The organism is Pseudomonas sp. B392_1p (assembly GCF_052245235.1).
Lineage (GTDB): Bacteria > Pseudomonadota > Gammaproteobacteria > Pseudomonadales > Pseudomonadaceae > Serpens > Serpens gallinarum.
Genome location: NZ_JBQPXM010000013.1, coordinates 125,646 through 143,564, shown reverse-complemented (window position 1 = coordinate 143,564; position 17,919 = coordinate 125,646). Strand labels below are relative to the sequence as shown.

Sequence of the window (17,919 nt, the reverse complement as noted above, 5' to 3'; positions counted from 1 at the left end):
GGAGTTTTCAGTAAGGTCTGCACCGGAAGTGGGGCGCATTATAGGCCGCTGGATTCTGCCGTCAAGGGTTATTTGCAACCTTCCTGGGGCGCCCGCGGCGGCTGGCAGCAACCTGGGCGAACCACCGACTAACTAAAGGAGTACGCATCAACAGCAGATAACCACCAATACCTGCATACAAAGCCCATTGCTGGAGATCCGAGCGTACCACCCAGAGCATATGCAGTAGCGCAAGCACCACCACCAGGTAAACCAATCGGTGCAAGCGCTTCCATCGCTTACCTAAGGTACGCATGCTCCAGCGATTGGAGGTCAGTGCGAGTGGAATCAATCCACTAAAGGCCAGCGCACCTACAAGCACATAGGGCCGATTTGGCAACTCTTTTAACAGCTGCGAAAGATCACCACCCAGGATGAACAAGATAAAAGCGGCGACGTGCAGGCAAGCATAGGCAAAGGCCCACAGACCCAACTGTCGACGTAGCGCCATCCACAACGGCCACCCGGTCAACCGGTTCAAAGGCGTCATGCTCAACGTAAGCAGCAGCAACACTAATGCGCCCTGCCCCAGGTGATCGAGCAGCCACTTCCCTGGATCAGGCCCCAGCGCCATGGCCGAAGCCAGGTACAACCAATAAAGCGGCACTGCAAGGACGACAAGAAAGACGGCCAGCCTTACCAAGGCACGCTTCATCAGTAGTATTTCCGCAAGTCCATGCCTTGATACAACCCAGCCACTTCGTCACCGTATCCATTGAACATCTGGGTTGGCCGGACATTGGGACTGAATAGCGTGTTGGGCAAGCGCCGCTCTTGAGCTTGTGACCAGCGCGGGTGATCGACCTGGGGATTCACATTGGCGTAGAAGCCATATTCGTGTGGAGCGATTTGTACCCAGGTCGTAACGGGCTGCTCAGCTACAAAACTGATCCGCACAATAGACTTGATGCTCTTGAAACCATATTTCCACGGCACGACCAAACGCAGCGGCGCACCGTTCTGGTTCGGCAGCACCCGCCCGTACATGCCGACAGCCATAAGGGCCAATGGATGCTGAGCTTCATCCATACGCAACCCTTCAACGTAGGGCCAATCGATCAGGGAGAAACGAGATCGCGTGCCAGCCATTTCCTCGGGGCGAAGCAACGTTTCGAAGCGGACATAGCGCGCCCTACCAGTGGGCTCTACGCGACGAATCAAATCAGCCAGAGGAATCCCCAACCAGGGAATGACCATTGACCAGCCTTCGACACAGCGCAATCGATAGATACGCTCTTCCAGGCGACTTTCAGCACACAGCGCTTGCAAGTCGTAACGGCCCGGCTTGGCTATCTCACCATCGATCAACACGCTCCAGGGCTCGGTAGTCATCGCTCCGGCATGCCGGGACGGATCTTCCTTGCCGGGACCGAATTCGTAGAAGTTGTTGTAATGAGTCGCCGAGGAGAAAGGCGTGACAGTTTCACCCGCCTGAATGGCCTGCCAGTGAGCTTCGTCGATCTTGGCTTGTAGCCAGGCAGCAGAAGTGGCATCCACCACGCCATCGTAGCGTGGCATATCGGCCGCCAACGCAGGGAGGGCAATAGAAGCAGCTCCAGCCAGCGCACCCTGCAGAAGCCGGCGGCGAGACAGGTAAATAGCCTCGGGTGTGACATCCGATTCGTGACAAGCACTCGGACAAGAAGACTTGATCAGCATGGCAGCAACCCCGCAGTCAACTTGGCCATGATGCGCCATGACCGCGGGGTTGAAAACAGTTACTCGTTACTCACCCGGGTGCGCCGACGCAAATGCAACAGGAATTGCACCGGACCGGAAACCGCATACGCCAGGAAGATCAGCAGCAGCACACGCGGCGGATCGCTGAACACCACGGCGAATATCAGCACCACCACCAGGATGGCCACAAAGGGCACGCGTCCCTTCAAATCGAGATCCTTGAAGCTGTAGTACTTGATATTGCTGACCATCAGCACGCCGGCCAAGGCCACCAACAGCGCGAACAGCATCACTACAAACACCGGCAGATCGACGCCATCGACGCCAAAATCCTTGAGTGCCCAGACCGTACCAGCCACCACGCCTGCAGCCGCAGGGCTGGCCAAGCCGACGAACCACTTCTTGTCGACCTTGCCGATCTGCGTATTGAAGCGAGCCAGGCGCAACGCTGCACAAGCTGCATAAATGAACGCCACCGTCAGCCCCACATTATTTAGCTCGGACAGCGCCCAGTTGTAAGCCAATAAGCCCGGCGCCAAGCCGAAAGCGACCATGTCCGACAGCGAGTCGTACTCGGCACCGAAGGCGCTCTGAGTATTGGTCAACCGCGCCACGCGACCATCCAGGCCATCCAGCACCATGGCCACAAAAATAGCGATGGCCGCCACTTCGAACTTGCCGTTCATAGCGCTGACAATCGAGAAGAACCCCGCAAACAGGTTGGCGGTGGTAAACAAGTTGGGCAACAGATAAATACCCCGATGACGGACCTTGCGACCCTCTGCATCCTGCCCTTCTTCGACATGCTCATCGATGGGTAGCAGGCTCTCAGCGGCGGAGTCCTTGTTCGACTCCTCGTGGCTTTCGCTCATGGACGTTACCTTGCAACGGATTCAGAAAATGGAGGCCACATCATACGAAATCGCATGGGCCTAACCGTGGCTTTATACCAGAAGCCTGGTTTGAAACGAAAAAACGCGGCCCTTAGGCCGCGTTTTTTCAGATACCGACGAGCTTAGTTCTTGCTCTTGTCGACGATCTTGTTGGCAGCGATCCACGGCATCATGGCACGCAGCTTCTCACCCACCACTTCGATGCCGTGCGCGGCATTGTTGCGGCGATAGGCAGTCATCGACGGGTAGTTGGTAGCGCCTTCGCTGATGAACATCTTGGCGTATTCGCCGTTCTGGATGCGCTTCAGAGCATTGCGCATGGCAGCGCGGGACTCTTCGTTGATGATTTCCGGACCGGTGACGTACTCACCGTACTCGGCGTTATTGGAGATCGAGTAGTTCATGTTGGCGATACCGCCTTCGAACATCAGATCAACGATCAGCTTCAGTTCGTGCAGGCACTCAAAGTAAGCCATTTCCGGCGCATAACCGGCTTCCACGAGGGTATCGAAACCAGCCTTGACCAGCTCGACGGTACCACCGCAGAGAACGGCCTGCTCACCGAACAGGTCGGTTTCGGTCTCGTCCTTGAAGGTAGTTTCGATGATACCGGTACGACCGCCGCCCACGCCCGAGGCGTAGGACAGGGCAATGTTCTTGGCGTTGCCGGAAGCGTCCTGATAAATGGCGATCAGATCAGGGATACCGCCGCCCTTGACGAACTCGGAGCGCACAGTGTGGCCCGGTGCCTTGGGCGCGATCATGATCACGTCCAGGTCAGCACGCGGCACCACCTGGTTGTAGTGGATCGAGAAACCGTGGGCGAAGGCCAGGATGGCGCCTTTCTTCAGATTCGGCTCCAGCTCTTCCTGGTACAGCTTGCCCTGGAATTCGTCCGGGGTCAGGACCATTACCAGGTCAGCAGCAGCAACTGCGGTGGCGACATCAGCCACTTTCAGGCCGTGGGCTTCAGCTTTGGCGACCGACGAAGAACCGGCACGCAGACCGACAGTGACATCTACACCGGAGTCCTTGAGATTGCACGCATGAGCGTGGCCCTGGGAGCCATAACCGATGATGGCGACCTTTTTGCCCTGGATAATGGAGAGGTCGCAGTCTTTGTCGTAATAAACTTTCATGGAATTTCCTCGGATAAGTCCGGCCTGAGCGGCCATTTCAAAACGTCAGATACTCAGTACCTTGTCACCACGGGCAATCCCGGTGACACCACTGCGTACGGTTTCCAGAATCGACGTGGTGCCGATGGCCTGGATGAAACTGTCCAGCTTCCCGCTGGTTCCCGCTATCTGAATGGTGTAGACGCTGGTTGTCACATCGACGATCTGCCCACGGAAGATATCGGTCGTACGCTTGACCTCGGCGCGCTGGGCGCCAGTAGCCTTAACCTTGACCAGCATCAGCTCACGCTCGATATGCGCGCTTTCCGACAGGTCCACCAGCTTTACCACTTCGATCAGCTTGTTGAGGTTTTTGGTGATCTGCTCGATCACGTCCTCCTGCCCGGCGGTGGTCAGCGTCAGACGCGAGAGGCTCGGGTCTTCGGTCGGCGCCACGGTCAGGCTTTCAATGTTGTAGTTGCGCTGAGAGAACAGACCGACCACGCGGGACAATGCGCCCGGTTCGTTTTCCAGCAGCAGGGAAATGATGTGTCGCATGTTCAGGTCCGCTCCGTCTTGCTCAGCCACATGTCACGCATGGCACCACCACCGATCTGCATCGGATACACGTGCTCAGCCGTATCCACCGCGATATCGAGGAACACCAGCCGGTTTTTCAGGGCAAAGGCCTCTTCCATCTTCGGCTTGAGATCCTTGAGGTCGGTGATGCGCATGCCGACATGGCCATAGGCCTCGGCAAGCTTGACGAAATCAGGCAGCGACTCCATGTAGGAATGCGAATAGCGACTGCTGTATTGCATATCCTGCCACTGGCGCACCATGCCCAACGCGCCGTTGTTCAGGTTGACGATTTTTACCGGCAGGTCGTACTGCAGGCAGGTGGACAATTCCTGGATGTTCATCTGGATGCTGCCCTCCCCCGTCACACAGGCGGCGTCCACATCAGGGAAGTTCAACTTGGCACCCATTGCAGCCGGCAAGCCAAAGCCCATGGTGCCAAGACCGCCCGAGTTCAGCCAGCGATTGGGCTTGTCGAACCGGTAGTACTGGGCGGCAAACATCTGGTGCTGGCCAACGTCGGACGAAACAAAAGCATCACCCCGGGTCACTTCGTACAGCGTCTCGATGACCGTTTGCGGCTTGATGATCGAGCCATCGCCCTCATTGTAAGGGAACAGGCGACCACTACCGCGCCACTCATCAATCTGCTTCCACCAGCTGGCGACGGCATCCTTGTTCGGCTGCTGACCGATCTCCTTCAGAATCGCGACCATCTCGGTCAGGACACTTTCCACCGGACCAACAATCGGCACATCAGCCTTGATGGTCTTGGAAATGGAGGCCGGATCAATGTCGATGTGAATGATCTTGGCTGTCGGGCAGAACTTGGAGGCACCATTGATGACCCGGTCATCGAAACGTGCACCGACGGCAAGAATTACATCGGCGTGGTGCATCGCCAGGTTGGCGGTGTAGCTGCCGTGCATACCCAACATGCCGATAAATTGACGATCGCTGCCCGGATAACCGCCCAACCCCATCAGGGTGTTGGTAACTGGCAGATTGAGCCTTTGGGCCAACTCAGTGAGCGGCGCCGAGGCCCCACCCAGAATCACCCCACCACCGGAATACAGCACCGGCCGCTTGGCTGCCAGCAGCATCTCGGCAGCCTTGCGGATCTGCCCAGAATGTCCACGCACCGCTGGACTGTAGGAACGCAGCTTGGCTTTTTTCGGATAGACGTATTCGTACTTCTCGCCCGGAGCGCCCATGTCCTTGGGGATATCCACGACCACGGGGCCGGGACGTCCGGATTCAGCCAGATAAAAGGCTTTCTTCAGGACATCTGGAATTTCCGAAGGGTGCTTGATGATGAAGCTGTGCTTCACGATCGGCCGGGAGATGCCGACCATATCGGTTTCCTGGAACGCATCGGTGCCGACCATGTGACTGGCGACCTGACCGGAAATCACCACCATCGGAATGGAATCCATATAGGCGGTCGCGATACCGGTAATCGCGTTGGTTGCGCCGGGACCCGAAGTCACCATCACCACACCGGCCTTACCGGTGGCGCGCGCATAACCGTCGGCCATGTGGGTTGCCGCCTGTTCGTGGCGGACCAGGATGTGGGTTACTTCCTTTTCCTTGAACAGGGCGTCGTAGACATGCAGAAGAGCACCACCTGGGTACCCGTAAATGTATTTGACACCTTCGTCGCGCAAAAAGCGGACGACCATTTCAGCGCCGGATAAAAGCTCCACGTTATTCACCTCTAGAACGCCAGAATGCCACCTTTTGGGCCGGTGGCCTGTTTAGGTCTACTGCCAGCAGAGCATGAGCGACGGTGGTCGCCGACTACGTCAGCATCTACTGAGCAAGCATTGGGAATGTCCCAAAGTGTTGCGGGGCAATCCCACCCAGCGCGAGGTAACGCGTTGCGGGGGTAACTAAGGTCGGCACGGGTAGGCGCCTCATGTCTACTGAGCCAGGGCCAGCTTGCGGCGGACCCTACTTCAGCGAACGCTGAATTGTTGGGATTAGCCGCCTGCAAGTCAAGTCACGCGTGAGGTTTTCTTACTTACGGCTGTGTGATGCGCCACACCCTGAAATCCCGAGCCTTTTGCTTAAATCGCGCTTCTGAACGACTCGACTCCAGGAATGACCATGCCCCGCCTGCTACTTGCCAGTTTCTTGCTCGCCTTGAGCTCAAGCGCGCTCACCGCACCGATCTTCACCTGGACAGACGAGCGTGGGGTTACCCACTACGGTGCGCAACCTCCGCAAGGACATCCGTCCAGTAGCGTTGCCCTGCGCCATGCTCCCTCCGCCGGCCCCGCGAGCGCACCACGCACGCTCTCCCCTGCCGAGCTTGCCGCTGCCGAGCAACAGGAACTGGATACGCTGGCCAAGCGGGAGCAGGCCACCCGTGAAGCACAGCGGAAACAGCAGTGCAGTCAAATGCGCGGCGCGCTCGCCCAATTGCGCAACTCGCCGCGTATACGCATGGAGATCGACGGGGAACTGCGTCGCTTGAGTGAGGAAGAACGCCAAGCGCAAATCGACAAGACGCGTGAAAACCTTGCCGAACATTGCGATTGAAGGACCGTTCGGCTTAGCGAGCCTTGCCGATCAATTGATCGAAGCGCCCCAGGGCCACGAGCAGCTCTCTGACCTCAAGCGGGCGCTCGCGGTACACCACTTCTGCCATGGCACAGATACCAGATACGCTAGGCAGTGGCCCGCCGTTCTCCAGCAGTTCTTTCATGCGGGGCAGAAAGATCCACTGCAGCCATTGCGCTAAGTCCAAGGTATCGACACAAAAAGGCTCGCAACTGCCTAATGCCTCGTCACTTGGCGAGTGGGCTGACCACCAGCCGAGCTGCCGCAATTCATGCTCGATGAGCAGCAGTTGATCGGCAATTGCCAAAATTCGCTCGTTCATCAGCTGCTGACCCTTGCCCGCTCACGCGCCTGCGCCGCACCCGCTGGATCACCCTGGCGCTCCCGTGCCTGGGCAATCAGATTCCACAAACTGGCTTGCAGGGCCGGACGGTCAGCCGCATAGGTCAGCGCACGCCGCGCCACTTGCTCGGCTTGCGCAGCATCACCCTGCGCCAGGCGCAGCTCGGCCAGTCGGTAGAGCACTTGAGGTTCGCGCGGAGCAATTCGCTGGGCACGCTCCAGGCTTGACGCCGCGCCATTCAGATCGCCACTTCTTTGCAATTGTTGCGCCGAGGTCAATAACGCCAGCACCGGACCATCAAGCTGTTCATCTGCGGCCAGCCCCCCGCTGCGAGCACTGGGAATGCCACTGGGCGTCGCTGGCTGCGCAGGAGATGAGGTAATGGGCGGCGAATAAGTGCCGCTGACAATGGGTTCTGTGCCGAACTCCAGAGACGGCGAGGCCTGAGCCGGGAAACTTTGACTCTCCATCGGTACCGATCCGCTGGCACCGTCGGGCACCATGACCACGACACCCGCATCTTGCTCTGCCACAGTAGGGCTTGGTATTGCCTGCTGCGCCGGGGTAGCGGGCCGGCCGCCCATCCAGACCTGTTCTTCCCTGACCGAAGCACCGTTATCCACAACCGGAACCGAACCTTGCGGGTTACTGGCGCATCCCGACAGCGTCGCCAGCATCGCTATTGCCACTAACCATTTGTTCACATCACACCCCTGAATCAGCAGGAGGTTGAAAAACCACCTGCGTTGGCAATACGTCGTTAAGAACTGAGCAAGCTTTTAGCGCCCGCGAAAACACAGCCAAGGCTGTAGCCAGCGCGTGGCGAGACTCTTCGACTGCAACGGCCCGTGGTCGCTGCGTTTCGTCTTGCCTGCCCCGCCTAGGTTTAAAATTGCCTGCTAATCCAGCCAGCCACGGACCCAGTCCATCACCGACTCGGCCGGCGGAAAGCCGCAAGAGGCTCCCGGTAGTGGCTCGCTGCCGCGAATATACGGCATCTGCACCGCGTTCGGACAATGCTCAGCGGAGCCTTGCCCGGTCTGCGCATCCACCCAAGCTTGGACGATATTTTCTGGCTGCGGCGTCTCCAGCGACATAGGGTCAGCCTTGGCCATGAAGCTTGCCCACACTTGCAAGGCACCGCTGGCACCGGTCAGGGGCGTCGTCCCATTGTCGTCGCGGCCCATCCATACGACCGCCAGCAAGTCCTGGCTGAACCCGGCAAACCAGCTGTCACGCGAATCGTTGCTGGTGCCGGTCTTGCCCGCCACCGCCAGCGAGCCCGGCAATTGGTTATAGACCGAGCTGCCGGTACCTTCTCGCATCACGCGCTGCATGGCATTTTGCACCAGATAAATAGCGCCCGGATCAAAACGCTGCTGAATCTGGAACGGGTAGCGCTTGAGCGGATCACCGTTGGCATCCAGCACGCTACGAATCGAACGCAACGGGGTATTGAAGCCGCCATTGGCCAAGGTTTGATACATGCCCGCCACTTCCATTGGGCTCAAGCTTCCCGCCCCGAGCAGCATCGATGGATACGCCGGCCACTTGCGCGTCACCCCCAGGCGCTCGAGGGTTTTCAGTACATTGGGCACGCCCACTTCCAGGCCCAGCCGAGCGGTGGCCAGGTTGTAGGACTTGGCCAGGCCCTGATAGAGATAAATGGTGCCGTGGGACTTGCGATCGTAGTTTTGCGGTTTCCAGACCTGCCCGTCCTGGCCTGTCACTGAGAAAGACTCATCGTCGATCAGGCTGGTCAGGGTGTACTGGCTGGGTCGCTCCAGAGCGGTGAGATAAACCGCGGGCTTGACCAGCGAACCTATTGGTCGCACCGCATCCAGAGCGCGGTTGTAACCCGCGAAACGCGGCTGACGGCTACTGATCAGCGCTTGCAGCTCACCGGTTTCCGGGTTGGTGACCACCATCGCCGCCTCGACATCATCGATGCCCTTGCGGTTGCCCAGACGCTTGAAGGTCTCGGCTAGCGACTCTTCGGCCTTGAGCTGCACCAGCGGATCGAAGCTGGTGAAGATGCGCAGACCTTCCTCGGTCAGGTCCTGCTCGTGGTAATCCTCACGCAACTGACGTTTTACCAGGTCGAGAAAGCCCGGATAGGAGCTATCGGCCAGGCTTCCGCGCCGGGTCACGCCCAGCGGCTGCTGCTTGGCCTTGACGATCAGTTCGGCATCGACCGAGCCCTGCTCGGCCAACAGGTCGAGCACCAGGTTGCGCCGGGCCAGCGCCCGTTCGGGCTGGCGGCGCGGATTGTAATAGGTCGGCCCTTTTACCATGCCGACCAGCAGGGCAACCTGATGCAATTTCAATTCAGAAAGAGGCTGACTGAAGAAGTACTGACTGGCCAGGCCGAAACCATGCACGGCGCGCTGGCCGTCCTGACCGAGAAACACCTCATTGAGGTAGGCCTCGAGAATCTCGCGCTTGTCGTAATGCAACTCCAGCAATAACGCCATCATTGCTTCGGTGGCCTTGCGGCTGAGGCTGCGCTCGTTGGTCAGAAAGAAGTTCTTCACCAACTGCTGGGTCAACGTGCTGCCGCCCTGACGCACCGCGCCGGCAGTGGTATTGACCCAAAAGGCCCGGGCAATCGACTTGGGCGATACGCCAAAGTGGTCGAAATAATCACGGTCTTCAACCGCGACCAGAGCGTCGACCAGATACGGCGGCACTTGATCAATCTGAATCAGGATGCGGTCTTCCTGATGGGCCGGATACAGTCCGCCGATCATCAAGGGTTCCAGGCGCACGACAGGCAAATCGCCGCCGCCGGCCAGCGTCATGCTGGCAATGTGTTCACCCGAAAAACGTACCCGAATATGTTGGGCAGCCTCAGCCCCCTCATAAAACTGGAAGCCTCGGGTGTTGAGCTCAACAGTATTACCGGCCACCGAGACAACACCCGGCCCGTGGACACTTTTATCGCGGCGATAACCGAGCGCATCGAGCTCCTTGAGGAAATCGGCCTGGCTCAGCTTTAGCCCACTGAACAGCTCCAATGGCCGCGCATACACCTTGGCGGGTACAGTCCAGCGCTTGCCGGAGAACTTCTCCTGCACCACGGCATCCAGGTAAATCGTAAAGGCGGCAAGAATGACCAGGCCAACCAGGCCCAGCTTGATAGCCCAACCGAGCCAGGGGCGTTTGCCACCGGAACGACGTTGTTGGGCACGAGGACGAGAAGTTCGGGAACGGTTCATGGCGGCGAATTATACGCACTTAATCCACAGCGCAAAGGCGAGCCATCGGCCCGCGCTGTGGATAAGTCAAAGGTAGGGTTGATCAACCGGAAGCGATCATCAAGGCTGAGAGCTTCCAACGGCGCTGCTATGACGCTGGAAACACCACGGAGTTTCCTCGATCGTGCCGGCACGTTCATAATGCCGCCCTTTTCCCTAGTTGCAACGCAAGGACTGACCGTGAGCCAAGCCCTGATCACCGCCCTGCAGAACCCCGCCCTCTATCCGCATCCGGTGGATGGCTTCCAGGTTATCGAGACGCATATCTCCTGGGTTCTGCTCACCGGCCCGTTCGCCTATAAAATCAAGAAGCCGGTAAATTTCGGCTTCCTGGATTTCACTAGCCTGCAAGCCCGGCAACACTTTTGCCATGAGGAGTTGCGCTTGAACCAGCGCCTGGCGCCCGATCTGTATCTACAGGTGTTGCCGATCAGCGGCAGCGTGGAGGCACCGCAGCTCGGTAACACTACCGCCCCGGCATTCGAATATGCGCTGCAAATGCGCCAGTTCCCGCAAAGCCAACTGCTGGGCGAAATGCATGCTCGGGGAGAGCTCGGCAGCGCGCACATTGATGATCTGGCCGAACAAATCGCCCAGTTCCACCAGCACGCCCCGCAAGTGCCGGCCAGCCATGTGCTGGGCACCCCGGATGCGGTCATGGAACCGGTGCTGCAGAATTTCGAACAGATCCGCCCACTGCTCGACGATGCGGCAGACCTGCACCAACTCGAGGCCCTGGAACAATGGGCGCACTGCAGCTTCACGCGCCTGCGGCCGCTGCTGGCCGAACGCAAGGCGCAGGGCTTCATCCGCGAATGCCATGGTGACATTCACCTGGGCAATGCCACCTTGCTCGACGGCCGGGTGGCCTTGTTCGACTGCATCGAATTCAATGAGCCATTCCGCCTGATCGACGTCATTTCGGACTCCGCGTTCCTGGCCATGGACCTGGAAGCACGCGGGCTCAAGTCGCTGGCCCGACGCTTCGTTAACCGCTGGCTGGAGTTGACCGGCGATTACGCAGCCCTTGATCTGCTTAATTTCTACAAGGCCTACCGCGCCCTGGTGCGCGCCAAGGTCAGCCTGTTTGGCCTCGCACATGCACAGGATGACGAGCAACGGGACGCCATCCTTGCCGAATATCGCCGCTATGCAGCGTTGGCGGAAGATTACAGCGCCATTCCTTCACGCTTTCTGGCCATTACCCATGGCGTCTCTGCCGTGGGTAAAAGCCATGTATCGATGCGCCTGGTCGAGGAACTCGGCGCCATCCGCCTGCGTTCCGATATTGAGCGCAAGCGGCTGTTCGGGGAGCAAGGGCAGGCTGACCAGGGGCAGCTGAATGCCGGCATCTATGGCAAAGACGCCAGTCTCGCAACTTACCTGCGCCTGCACGAGCTTGCCGGCGCGGCCTTGCGGGCGGGTTTTCCCGTCGTGCTGGACGCCACCTACCTCAAGCTTGAGCAGCGCAGTGCCGCCTGCCGGGTGGCCGAAGCTTGTGGTGTGCCCTTCCTGATTCTCGATTGTCAGGCTCCCGATGCGTTACTGGCCAGCCGCCTGCAATCGCGCCAGCAAGAAGCCCAGGATCCGTCCGATGCCACCCTCGCGGTCGTCCAGGCGCAGCAGGCCAGCCGTGATCCTCTGAGCGAGGCGGAGCAGCCCAATCGCCGCCTGATCGACACGCAGGACGACCAGAGCCTGGATGCGCTGATCGGCGCCTTGCGCCAGCATTTGCCGGGACTCTGATCCGGACGCGGGCGGTCACCGCCCGCAGGCCCCCTGCAACCCTCGCTAACGCCGCTACACTTGCCGGAAGCTTTCCGCACTCGGCAAGGAGGCACGATGAACGATGAATTGCAGCGGCTGAAAAACCTCGGCAAGACGTCGGCGCAATGGCTGCATGCCGCCGGCATTCACAATGCAGAGGATCTGCGCCGCCTGGGCGCGGTAGAGGCCTATCGGGCTGTCCGTGCCCGAGGATTTCGGGCTTCACGGGTCCTGCTGTATGCCATCGAGGGTGCGCTGCTGGATATTCACTGGAACAAGCTGCCCAGTGAACACAAGGCCGCTCTCAACCATCAGCTGGAAAACCCCTCGCACCAGCACACACGCACATCCGCCAGCACTGGGTCAGCAACCACAGGAATCTCAGCAGAACAGAAAAACGCCGACGGATGCAGTTGACTCTCAAATGATAATGTTTATTATTACCAGTAACTGATCGCGAGATCAGCCGGTAAGCTGAGAGCACAAGCGGGCTCTTCAGACTATCTCCTCATCAGGCTAATCACGGTTTTGACCCGGCTCTTGCCGGGTCTTTTTTTTGCCGGCGAGATCAGGATGCCTCGAGCCGGGGTTGACTAACGGCTTGTCTGGCGCAGCTGCACACAGTGGTCCTGTTCCGGCTGGGCCGGGGTGTACCAGACGTAATCCGCTTGCTGCGCCGTCAGACGCTCACCCACTTCGGCCAGAATCAACACTCGCGTTGCGCCCTGCGCGTCCAGGTCGTCCAGATGCAGAGGAATCCCCAGATCGCGTCGCACATGAAAGCTGCCGGCCAACAGCAAAGCCGGCTGCGGCGCCGCCAGCAGACGGTCGGCCATACGTCGATCGCGTTGTTGCTGTACGGCGACCATGGCGGGTAATTGCGCTTCGGGAAGCAAATCACAGTGCGAACGGCGTACCTGCGCCAGTAACGCCTCGCGCACAGACGGCGCGGTCGACCGGACACCGCTCAGCGGTGGCGCAGCTCCGGTATAGATGGACATCACCTCCGAGCGGTCCAGATTGGCGGCCAACACCGGATAAGACTGCTGCAGGGCATAGCTCACCACCTCGCCATAAAGCGCCCAAGGCCAGCCCTTTTCCCATTCGAGCGCTGCGGGCAAATCGCTCGGCAACCGGCCTTGCGCCTGCATCTCACGCACCCCATCAACTTTGGCCTGTTGCGCTGGAACCAGCATTTCCAGCAACAGGCTGCCCTGCCGGCGCTGCATTGCCAACGCCTGCACCAACCAGAGCTGCAAGGTATGGTGATCGGGATTATCGTGACGTTCGCCAATCAATACCCGATCGGCGCTCGCCAGTTGGCCGACCAGTTGCTCGGGGCTCAAGCGCTCGCCGCTGCGCAGGTCGAGGATTATCCCCAGCTCGGAATGCTCGCGCCCTTCCGGGCTCTGCCATTCGGGCAGCGACGGCAGCGACTGACAGGCAGTGAGCAGCGCCATGGCCAACATCAACAGGATACGCATGAGAACTCCTTTCTGAAGACGACGGCGGAGTCCATCCACCATGACCAAACACCCCCGCGGTATCGTGGATCGACGCTCCGTAGGATACAGACCGTTTCGACTGACAAAGAGTAACGTGCGAAAGCACCAATGAAAGCCAGGCACACTGGCCGCACGCCCCGCCTCAGCAGATAATCGCCGGCCTGCCGTTGGAGATTCCCATGTTATTTCTATGTGCCAGCCACGAACTGCCTGAAGGCCAAAGCCGGGGTTTTACCCTCACCCAGCTGAAACTGCTGGTGGTGCGCCGCGAAGGACAGGTGTACGCCTACGAAAATCGCTGCCCGCACCGCGGCATTCCGCTGGAATGGCAAGCCGACCAGTTCCTCGATGAGAGCGGCAGCCTGATCCAGTGCGCCACCCATGGCGCTCTGTTCCTGATCGAATCGGGCGAATGCGTCTCGGGACCTTGCGCCGGCCAGGAACTCTCGCTGATTCCCTGCCGCGAAGACGATCGGGGGATCTGGGTCGATCCCTAAGGCCGCCAAACCCTGGCTCCTTACAGGTACACCGGCAAAGGATGCGTCAGCTGAATGCCTTGCGGCGACAACGTCGCCCCATACGCCAGCACTTCCACGCCATCGTTGACTGCCTGCCGCAGCGCCTCGGCGTAGGCCGGGTCGATTTCGCCAGCCGGGCGCACTGCATCGATGCCGGAGAGGTTCACGCAATACAGCTGCACGGCTCGAATGCCGTCGCGCGCCAGTGCGGCCAGCTCGCGCAGGTGTTTGGCGCCACGCAGGGTCTGCGCATCGGGAAAGGCGGCGACCGGCGTGTCGGCAAAACCCAGCGTGACGCTCTTCACCTCGACGAACGCAGGTCCTGCGGCATAGTCGAGGCGAAAATCCACTCGGCTGTTCTCGACGCCATAGCCCACTTCACGCTTGAGCGCGTCGAACCCGGCCAGTTCGGTGATGACGCCCCCACGCAACGCCTCCTCCACCAGCGCATTGGCACGCGCCGTGTTGACGCAGGCAAGTCGACCTTGGGGCGTTTCGCTCAATTCCCAGGTGCCCGGCAGCTTGCGCTTTGGATCATTGGAGCGACTGAACCAGACCCGCCCACCCGGCTCCATGCAATTGAGCATTGAGCCGGTGTTGGGGCAATGAATGCACAGCTCTTCACCCGCCTCGGTGCGGATGTCGGCAAGAAAGCGTTTGTAGCGGCGCAGCAGGCGCGCCTCTTCAAGGGGCGGATCAAAGCGCATCGGGTTGCCAGCTCTTGATACCGCGAGCAATGCGCTCGACGGCCTGCTCCAGGCGCGGCAGGCTTTGCGTGTAGGAAAACCGCACATGGCGGCTGGCCAGATGACGACCAAAATCAATTCCCGGCGTCACCGCCACATACTCGGTTTCGATCAGGTGCTGGCAGAAGTCGTAGGCGTTGCCGCCAAAGGCCGACATGTCCGCATAGAGATAGAAGGCACCCTCCGGCTCGACATCAATCTTGAAGCCCAAATCGCGCAAGGCCGGCAGCAGGTAATCGCGGCGCCGTGCAAATTCGCCGCGCCGCGCTTCGAGAATGTCCAGCGTCGCTGGCTCGAAACAGGCCAGAGCCGCGTACTGGGACATCGACGGCGCGCTGATGTAGAGGTTTTGCGCCAGTTTTTCCAGGTCGGCCACGGCATTTTCCGGCGCCACCAGCCAACCCAGACGCCAGCCGGTCATGCCGAAGTACTTGGAGAAGCTGTTCAGCACGAAGGCATCGTTATCCACTTCCAGCACGCTGGGCGCATCCATGCCATAGGTCAGCCCGTGGTAGATCTCATCCACCACCAGATGCCCACCCTTGTTTCTGAGCGACGCCGACAGCGCGCTCAGTTCATCGCGGTGCAGCACCGTGCCGGTGGGGTTGGCCGGCGAGGCGACCAGGGCACCGACACTGTCGGTATTCCAGAAACGATCCACCAGATCCGCGGTCAGTTGATAACGTTCCTGTGGACCGACCGGCACCAGTTGCGCGTCGCCCTCCACCAGGCGTAAGAAGTGTCGGTTGCACGGATAGCCCGGATCAGCCAGCAGCCAGTGCTTGCCGGGGTCGACCAAGAGGCTGCTGGCCAGCAGCAAGGCGCCGGAACCGCCGGGTGTTACCAGGATGCGGGCGGGGTCGATATCCAGGCTGTAGCGTTGGGCGTAGAAGCCGGCAATCGCCTCGCGCAGCTGTGGCAGCCCGCGCGCCGAGGTGTAGCGCGTCTGCCCGGCGCCGAGCGCGGCCTGGCCAGCGGCGACGATCGGCGCGGCCGTGGTGAAGTCCGGCTCGCCGATTTCCAAATGAATGACGTCATGCCCGGCGGCCTGCAACGCGTTGGCACGGGCAAGCAAGGCCATGACATGAAAGGGTTCGATCGCGCGGCTGCGTGCGCTGAAGGAGCTGACCATAGAAAAGACACCTACTCTGGGCGCAAAAAGGGGATTCTACCCAACCGGCGCAGTAACGGGCACTCGGCAATGGGCGTGGGAGTAGCGCAGCCCGAACCGATCTGGTAAGTTCGCCCGCTTGCAACGCGCGGGGCCGGAGATCACTTCGGGAAAGGACACTACCTGCGTAGTGAATTTGAGAGAGCGAGAGGCGGACATCCATGCCCACCAAAGCAAAAGCCAAAGAACAGAACAGCCAGTTGAACCGTGGCTTCGTGCCCTATAAAGAGGGTAAGGGTGAGGAGTACATGAGCGATGAAATGCGCGCGCATTTCACTGCCATCCTCAACAAGTGGAAAATGGAGCTGATGCAGGAAGTGGATCGCACCGTGACCCACATGCAGGACGAAGCCGCCAATTTCCCCGACCCCGCAGACCGCGCCAGCCAGGAAGAAGAGTTCAGCCTGGAGCTGCGCACCCGCGATCGTGAGCGCAAGTTGATCAAGAAGATCGACGAAACCCTCACCCTGATCGAGGACAATGAATATGGCTGGTGCGATTCCTGCGGCGTGGAGATTGGTATTCGCCGCCTGGAAGCCCGCCCCACCGCCACGCTGTGCATCGATTGCAAGACTCTGGCGGAAATCAAGGAAAAGCAGATCGGTTCCTGATCTGCACATCGGGGCGCTTCGGCGCCCCGTTTGATTTGTAATCACCGGCATGTCCAGCCTTCCTTCCCGCTACGTCGGGCGCTTCGCGCCGACACCCAGCGGCTTCCTGCATTTCGGCTCACTGGTCGCCGCCCTGGCGTCCTACCTCGACGCTCGCGCTTGTGGCGGTCGCTGGCTGGTGCGCATGGAAGATCTTGACCCACCCCGTGAGGTGCCCGGCGCCCAGTCCGCCATTCTGCGCACCCTGGAGAATTACGGCTTCGAATGGGACGGTGAGCTGCTGCGCCAGAGCGGTCGACATGAGGCCTATGCCGAAGTAGTCGAACGTCTGCTGCAGCAAGGGCTGGCCTATGCCTGCACCTGTTCGCGCAAAGAGCTGGAGGGCCAGCCAGTCTATCCCGGCACCTGCCGCAACGCGCAGCATGATCGGCATAACGCGGCCATCCGCATTCGCGTGCCGGAGCTGGAATACCACTTCATCGACCGGCTCCAAGGTGAGTACTGGCAGCATCTGGGTCGCGACGTTGGCGACTTCATCATCCAACGGCGCGACGGCCTGTATGCCTATCAATTGGCCGTGGTCGTGGATGACGCCCTGCAGGGCGTGACCGACATTGTGCGCGGTGCCGACCTGCTGGATAACACCCCGCGGCAACTGTATCTGCAGGAACTGCTCGGCCTGCCCCAGCCACGCTACCTGCACATACCGCTGTTAATCCAGCCGGACGGCCACAAGCTCGGCAAGTCCTTCCGCTCTCCGCCCCTGCCCACCGACCAGGCCGCGCCCCTGTTATGCCGCGCCCTGCGCGCCCTCGGCCAACCCGTCCCGGACGAGCTGGCACACAGCCTGCCGGGCGATGTACTGGCCTGGGGTATTGCCCACTGGGATGCCACGCTGATTCCCCACCGCGCCACCCTGGCCGAAGCCGAGCTGCACTGAGTCAATTCCATGCAATCTCGTAGAGGCTAATTGCGAGCGATTGCCGACGCCATGAAGCCATGAATCACCAGCACGCTGGCTTCTGCATGGTGTGCGTTGCCCACCTCTTCCCGGGGACGGCGCCATGACAAAGCTGCAATTTAGGCGCGCAACGCTTATAACGTCAGCCAATAGCCCTGAGCCGCCT

At 60.0% G+C, this 17,919-nt stretch carries 17 protein-coding genes and 1 pseudogene; 6 read left to right on the top strand and 12 right to left on the bottom strand.

Translation table 11 applies throughout. The annotated features are described in order from the left end of the window. Positions 1–61: 61 nt before the first annotated feature. From msrQ to ACTV8E_RS17560, 6 genes are all read right to left on the bottom strand, one after another. Complete coding sequence (gene msrQ, locus ACTV8E_RS17585) at positions 62–694, bottom strand: protein-methionine-sulfoxide reductase heme-binding subunit MsrQ (RefSeq protein ID WP_443200333.1); 633 nt, start codon at positions 692–694, stop codon at positions 62–64. Beyond that, positions 694–1,698, bottom strand: a complete 1,005-nt coding sequence (msrP, locus tag ACTV8E_RS17580; RefSeq protein ID WP_443200332.1) for a protein-methionine-sulfoxide reductase catalytic subunit MsrP — start codon at positions 1,696–1,698, stop codon at positions 694–696. The genes msrQ and msrP overlap by 1 nt, the downstream gene beginning before the upstream one ends. A 59-nt stretch (positions 1,699–1,757) precedes the next feature. Continuing rightward, entirely contained in the window at positions 1,758–2,591 is an 834-nt protein-coding gene (pssA, locus tag ACTV8E_RS17575; RefSeq protein ID WP_273535312.1) for a CDP-diacylglycerol--serine O-phosphatidyltransferase, read from the bottom strand. A 143-nt stretch (positions 2,592–2,734) separates the two neighbouring features. Beyond that, a complete protein-coding gene (gene ilvC, locus ACTV8E_RS17570; RefSeq protein WP_251836640.1) occupies positions 2,735–3,751 on the bottom strand; it encodes a ketol-acid reductoisomerase in 1,017 nt (338 codons plus the stop codon). Positions 3,752–3,796: 45 nt separating this feature from the next. Then, positions 3,797–4,288: an acetolactate synthase small subunit gene (gene ilvN, locus ACTV8E_RS17565; protein WP_251836639.1), complete on the bottom strand. Its 492-nt coding sequence runs from the start codon at positions 4,286–4,288 to the stop codon at positions 3,797–3,799. A 2-nt stretch (positions 4,289–4,290) separates the two neighbouring features. Continuing rightward, entirely contained in the window at positions 4,291–6,015 is a 1,725-nt protein-coding gene (locus ACTV8E_RS17560) for an acetolactate synthase 3 large subunit (RefSeq protein WP_251836638.1), read from the bottom strand. A gap of 403 nt (positions 6,016–6,418) precedes the next feature. Here ACTV8E_RS17560 and ACTV8E_RS17555 point away from each other — a divergent pair, with 403 nt between their 5' ends. Next, positions 6,419–6,853: a DUF4124 domain-containing protein gene (locus ACTV8E_RS17555; protein ID WP_443200331.1), complete on the top strand. Its 435-nt coding sequence runs from the start codon at positions 6,419–6,421 to the stop codon at positions 6,851–6,853. A gap of 13 nt (positions 6,854–6,866) precedes the next feature. Here the strand turns inward: ACTV8E_RS17555 and ACTV8E_RS17550 are convergent, their stop codons facing one another. From ACTV8E_RS17550 to mrcB, 3 genes are all read right to left on the bottom strand, one after another. Next, the gene (locus ACTV8E_RS17550) at positions 6,867–7,196 is read right to left on the bottom strand and encodes a YqcC family protein (RefSeq protein WP_443200330.1); all 330 of its coding nucleotides are present in this window, start codon (positions 7,194–7,196) and stop codon (positions 6,867–6,869) included. Continuing rightward, positions 7,196–7,921 carry a tetratricopeptide repeat protein gene (locus ACTV8E_RS17545; protein ID WP_443200329.1) on the bottom strand — a complete coding sequence of 242 codons (726 nt, stop codon included), beginning with the start codon at positions 7,919–7,921 and terminating at the stop codon, positions 7,196–7,198. The genes ACTV8E_RS17550 and ACTV8E_RS17545 overlap by 1 nt, the downstream gene beginning before the upstream one ends. Before the next feature lie 195 nt (positions 7,922–8,116). Next, positions 8,117–10,435, bottom strand: a complete 2,319-nt coding sequence (mrcB, locus tag ACTV8E_RS17540; RefSeq protein WP_443200328.1) for a penicillin-binding protein 1B — start codon at positions 10,433–10,435, stop codon at positions 8,117–8,119. A gap of 219 nt (positions 10,436–10,654) precedes the next feature. On the opposite strand from mrcB, the gene ACTV8E_RS17535 reads away from it, so the two are divergent. Then, positions 10,655–12,220 (top strand): bifunctional aminoglycoside phosphotransferase/ATP-binding protein, encoded by a 1,566-nt coding sequence (locus ACTV8E_RS17535; RefSeq protein ID WP_251836634.1) that lies wholly within the window; start codon positions 10,655–10,657, stop codon positions 12,218–12,220. A 96-nt stretch (positions 12,221–12,316) separates the two neighbouring features. Further along, positions 12,317–12,562 (top strand): annotated as a pseudogene (locus ACTV8E_RS17530) (TfoX/Sxy family protein); the annotation flags it as partial. Between the two features lie 272 nt (positions 12,563–12,834). Here ACTV8E_RS17530 and ACTV8E_RS17525 read toward each other — a convergent pair. Next, the gene (locus tag ACTV8E_RS17525; RefSeq protein ID WP_251836633.1) at positions 12,835–13,725 is read right to left on the bottom strand and encodes a ChaN family lipoprotein; all 891 of its coding nucleotides are present in this window, start codon (positions 13,723–13,725) and stop codon (positions 12,835–12,837) included. Between the two features lie 200 nt (positions 13,726–13,925). On the opposite strand from ACTV8E_RS17525, the gene ACTV8E_RS17520 reads away from it, so the two are divergent. Continuing rightward, complete coding sequence (locus ACTV8E_RS17520) at positions 13,926–14,243, top strand: Rieske (2Fe-2S) protein (RefSeq protein WP_443200327.1); 318 nt, start codon at positions 13,926–13,928, stop codon at positions 14,241–14,243. Between the two features lie 20 nt (positions 14,244–14,263). Here ACTV8E_RS17520 and sfsA read toward each other — a convergent pair whose 3' ends face one another. Together sfsA and ACTV8E_RS17510 are read right to left on the bottom strand one after the other, a co-directional pair. Further along, entirely contained in the window at positions 14,264–14,971 is a 708-nt protein-coding gene (gene sfsA / locus ACTV8E_RS17515) for a DNA/RNA nuclease SfsA (protein WP_443200326.1), read from the bottom strand. Continuing rightward, positions 14,961–16,142, bottom strand: coding sequence for a pyridoxal phosphate-dependent aminotransferase (locus tag ACTV8E_RS17510; RefSeq protein ID WP_443200325.1), 1,182 nt, complete (start codon positions 16,140–16,142; stop codon positions 14,961–14,963). Before ACTV8E_RS17510 ends, sfsA begins: the two co-directional genes overlap by 11 nt. A gap of 200 nt (positions 16,143–16,342) precedes the next feature. Between ACTV8E_RS17510 and dksA the strand changes: the two genes are divergently transcribed. Both dksA and gluQRS read left to right on the top strand, forming a co-directional pair. After that, positions 16,343–16,792, top strand: a complete 450-nt coding sequence (gene dksA / locus ACTV8E_RS17505) for an RNA polymerase-binding protein DksA (protein ID WP_443200324.1) — start codon at positions 16,343–16,345, stop codon at positions 16,790–16,792. A gap of 49 nt (positions 16,793–16,841) precedes the next feature. Further along, positions 16,842–17,732, top strand: coding sequence for a tRNA glutamyl-Q(34) synthetase GluQRS (gene gluQRS / locus ACTV8E_RS17500; RefSeq protein ID WP_443200323.1), 891 nt, complete (start codon positions 16,842–16,844; stop codon positions 17,730–17,732). The last annotated feature ends 187 nt before the right edge of the window (positions 17,733–17,919 follow it).

Bases quoted from the DNA above. Each gene is read 5' to 3' on its own strand.
- dksA (WP_443200324.1), top strand. From the start codon at position 16,343: ATGCCCACCAAAGCAAAAGCCAAAGAACAGAACAGCCAGTTGAACCGT.
- mrcB (WP_443200328.1), bottom strand. From the start codon at position 10,435: ATGAACCGTTCCCGAACTTCTCGTCCTCGTGCCCAACAACGTCGTTCC.
- pssA (WP_273535312.1), bottom strand. From the start codon at position 2,591: ATGAGCGAAAGCCACGAGGAGTCGAACAAGGACTCCGCCGCTGAGAGC.
- ACTV8E_RS17525 (WP_251836633.1), bottom strand. From the start codon at position 13,725: ATGCGTATCCTGTTGATGTTGGCCATGGCGCTGCTCACTGCCTGTCAG.
- ilvC (WP_251836640.1), bottom strand. From the start codon at position 3,751: ATGAAAGTTTATTACGACAAAGACTGCGACCTCTCCATTATCCAGGGC.
- ACTV8E_RS17510 (WP_443200325.1), bottom strand. From the start codon at position 16,142: ATGGTCAGCTCCTTCAGCGCACGCAGCCGCGCGATCGAACCCTTTCAT.
- msrP (WP_443200332.1), bottom strand. From the start codon at position 1,698: ATGCTGATCAAGTCTTCTTGTCCGAGTGCTTGTCACGAATCGGATGTC.
- ACTV8E_RS17520 (WP_443200327.1), top strand. From the start codon at position 13,926: ATGTTATTTCTATGTGCCAGCCACGAACTGCCTGAAGGCCAAAGCCGG.
- sfsA (WP_443200326.1), bottom strand. From the start codon at position 14,971: ATGCGCTTTGATCCGCCCCTTGAAGAGGCGCGCCTGCTGCGCCGCTAC.
- msrQ (WP_443200333.1), bottom strand. From the start codon at position 694: ATGAAGCGTGCCTTGGTAAGGCTGGCCGTCTTTCTTGTCGTCCTTGCA.
- ACTV8E_RS17550 (WP_443200330.1), bottom strand. From the start codon at position 7,196: ATGAACGAGCGAATTTTGGCAATTGCCGATCAACTGCTGCTCATCGAG.
- ACTV8E_RS17555 (WP_443200331.1), top strand. From the start codon at position 6,419: ATGCCCCGCCTGCTACTTGCCAGTTTCTTGCTCGCCTTGAGCTCAAGC.
- gluQRS (WP_443200323.1), top strand. From the start codon at position 16,842: ATGTCCAGCCTTCCTTCCCGCTACGTCGGGCGCTTCGCGCCGACACCC.
- ilvN (WP_251836639.1), bottom strand. From the start codon at position 4,288: ATGCGACACATCATTTCCCTGCTGCTGGAAAACGAACCGGGCGCATTG.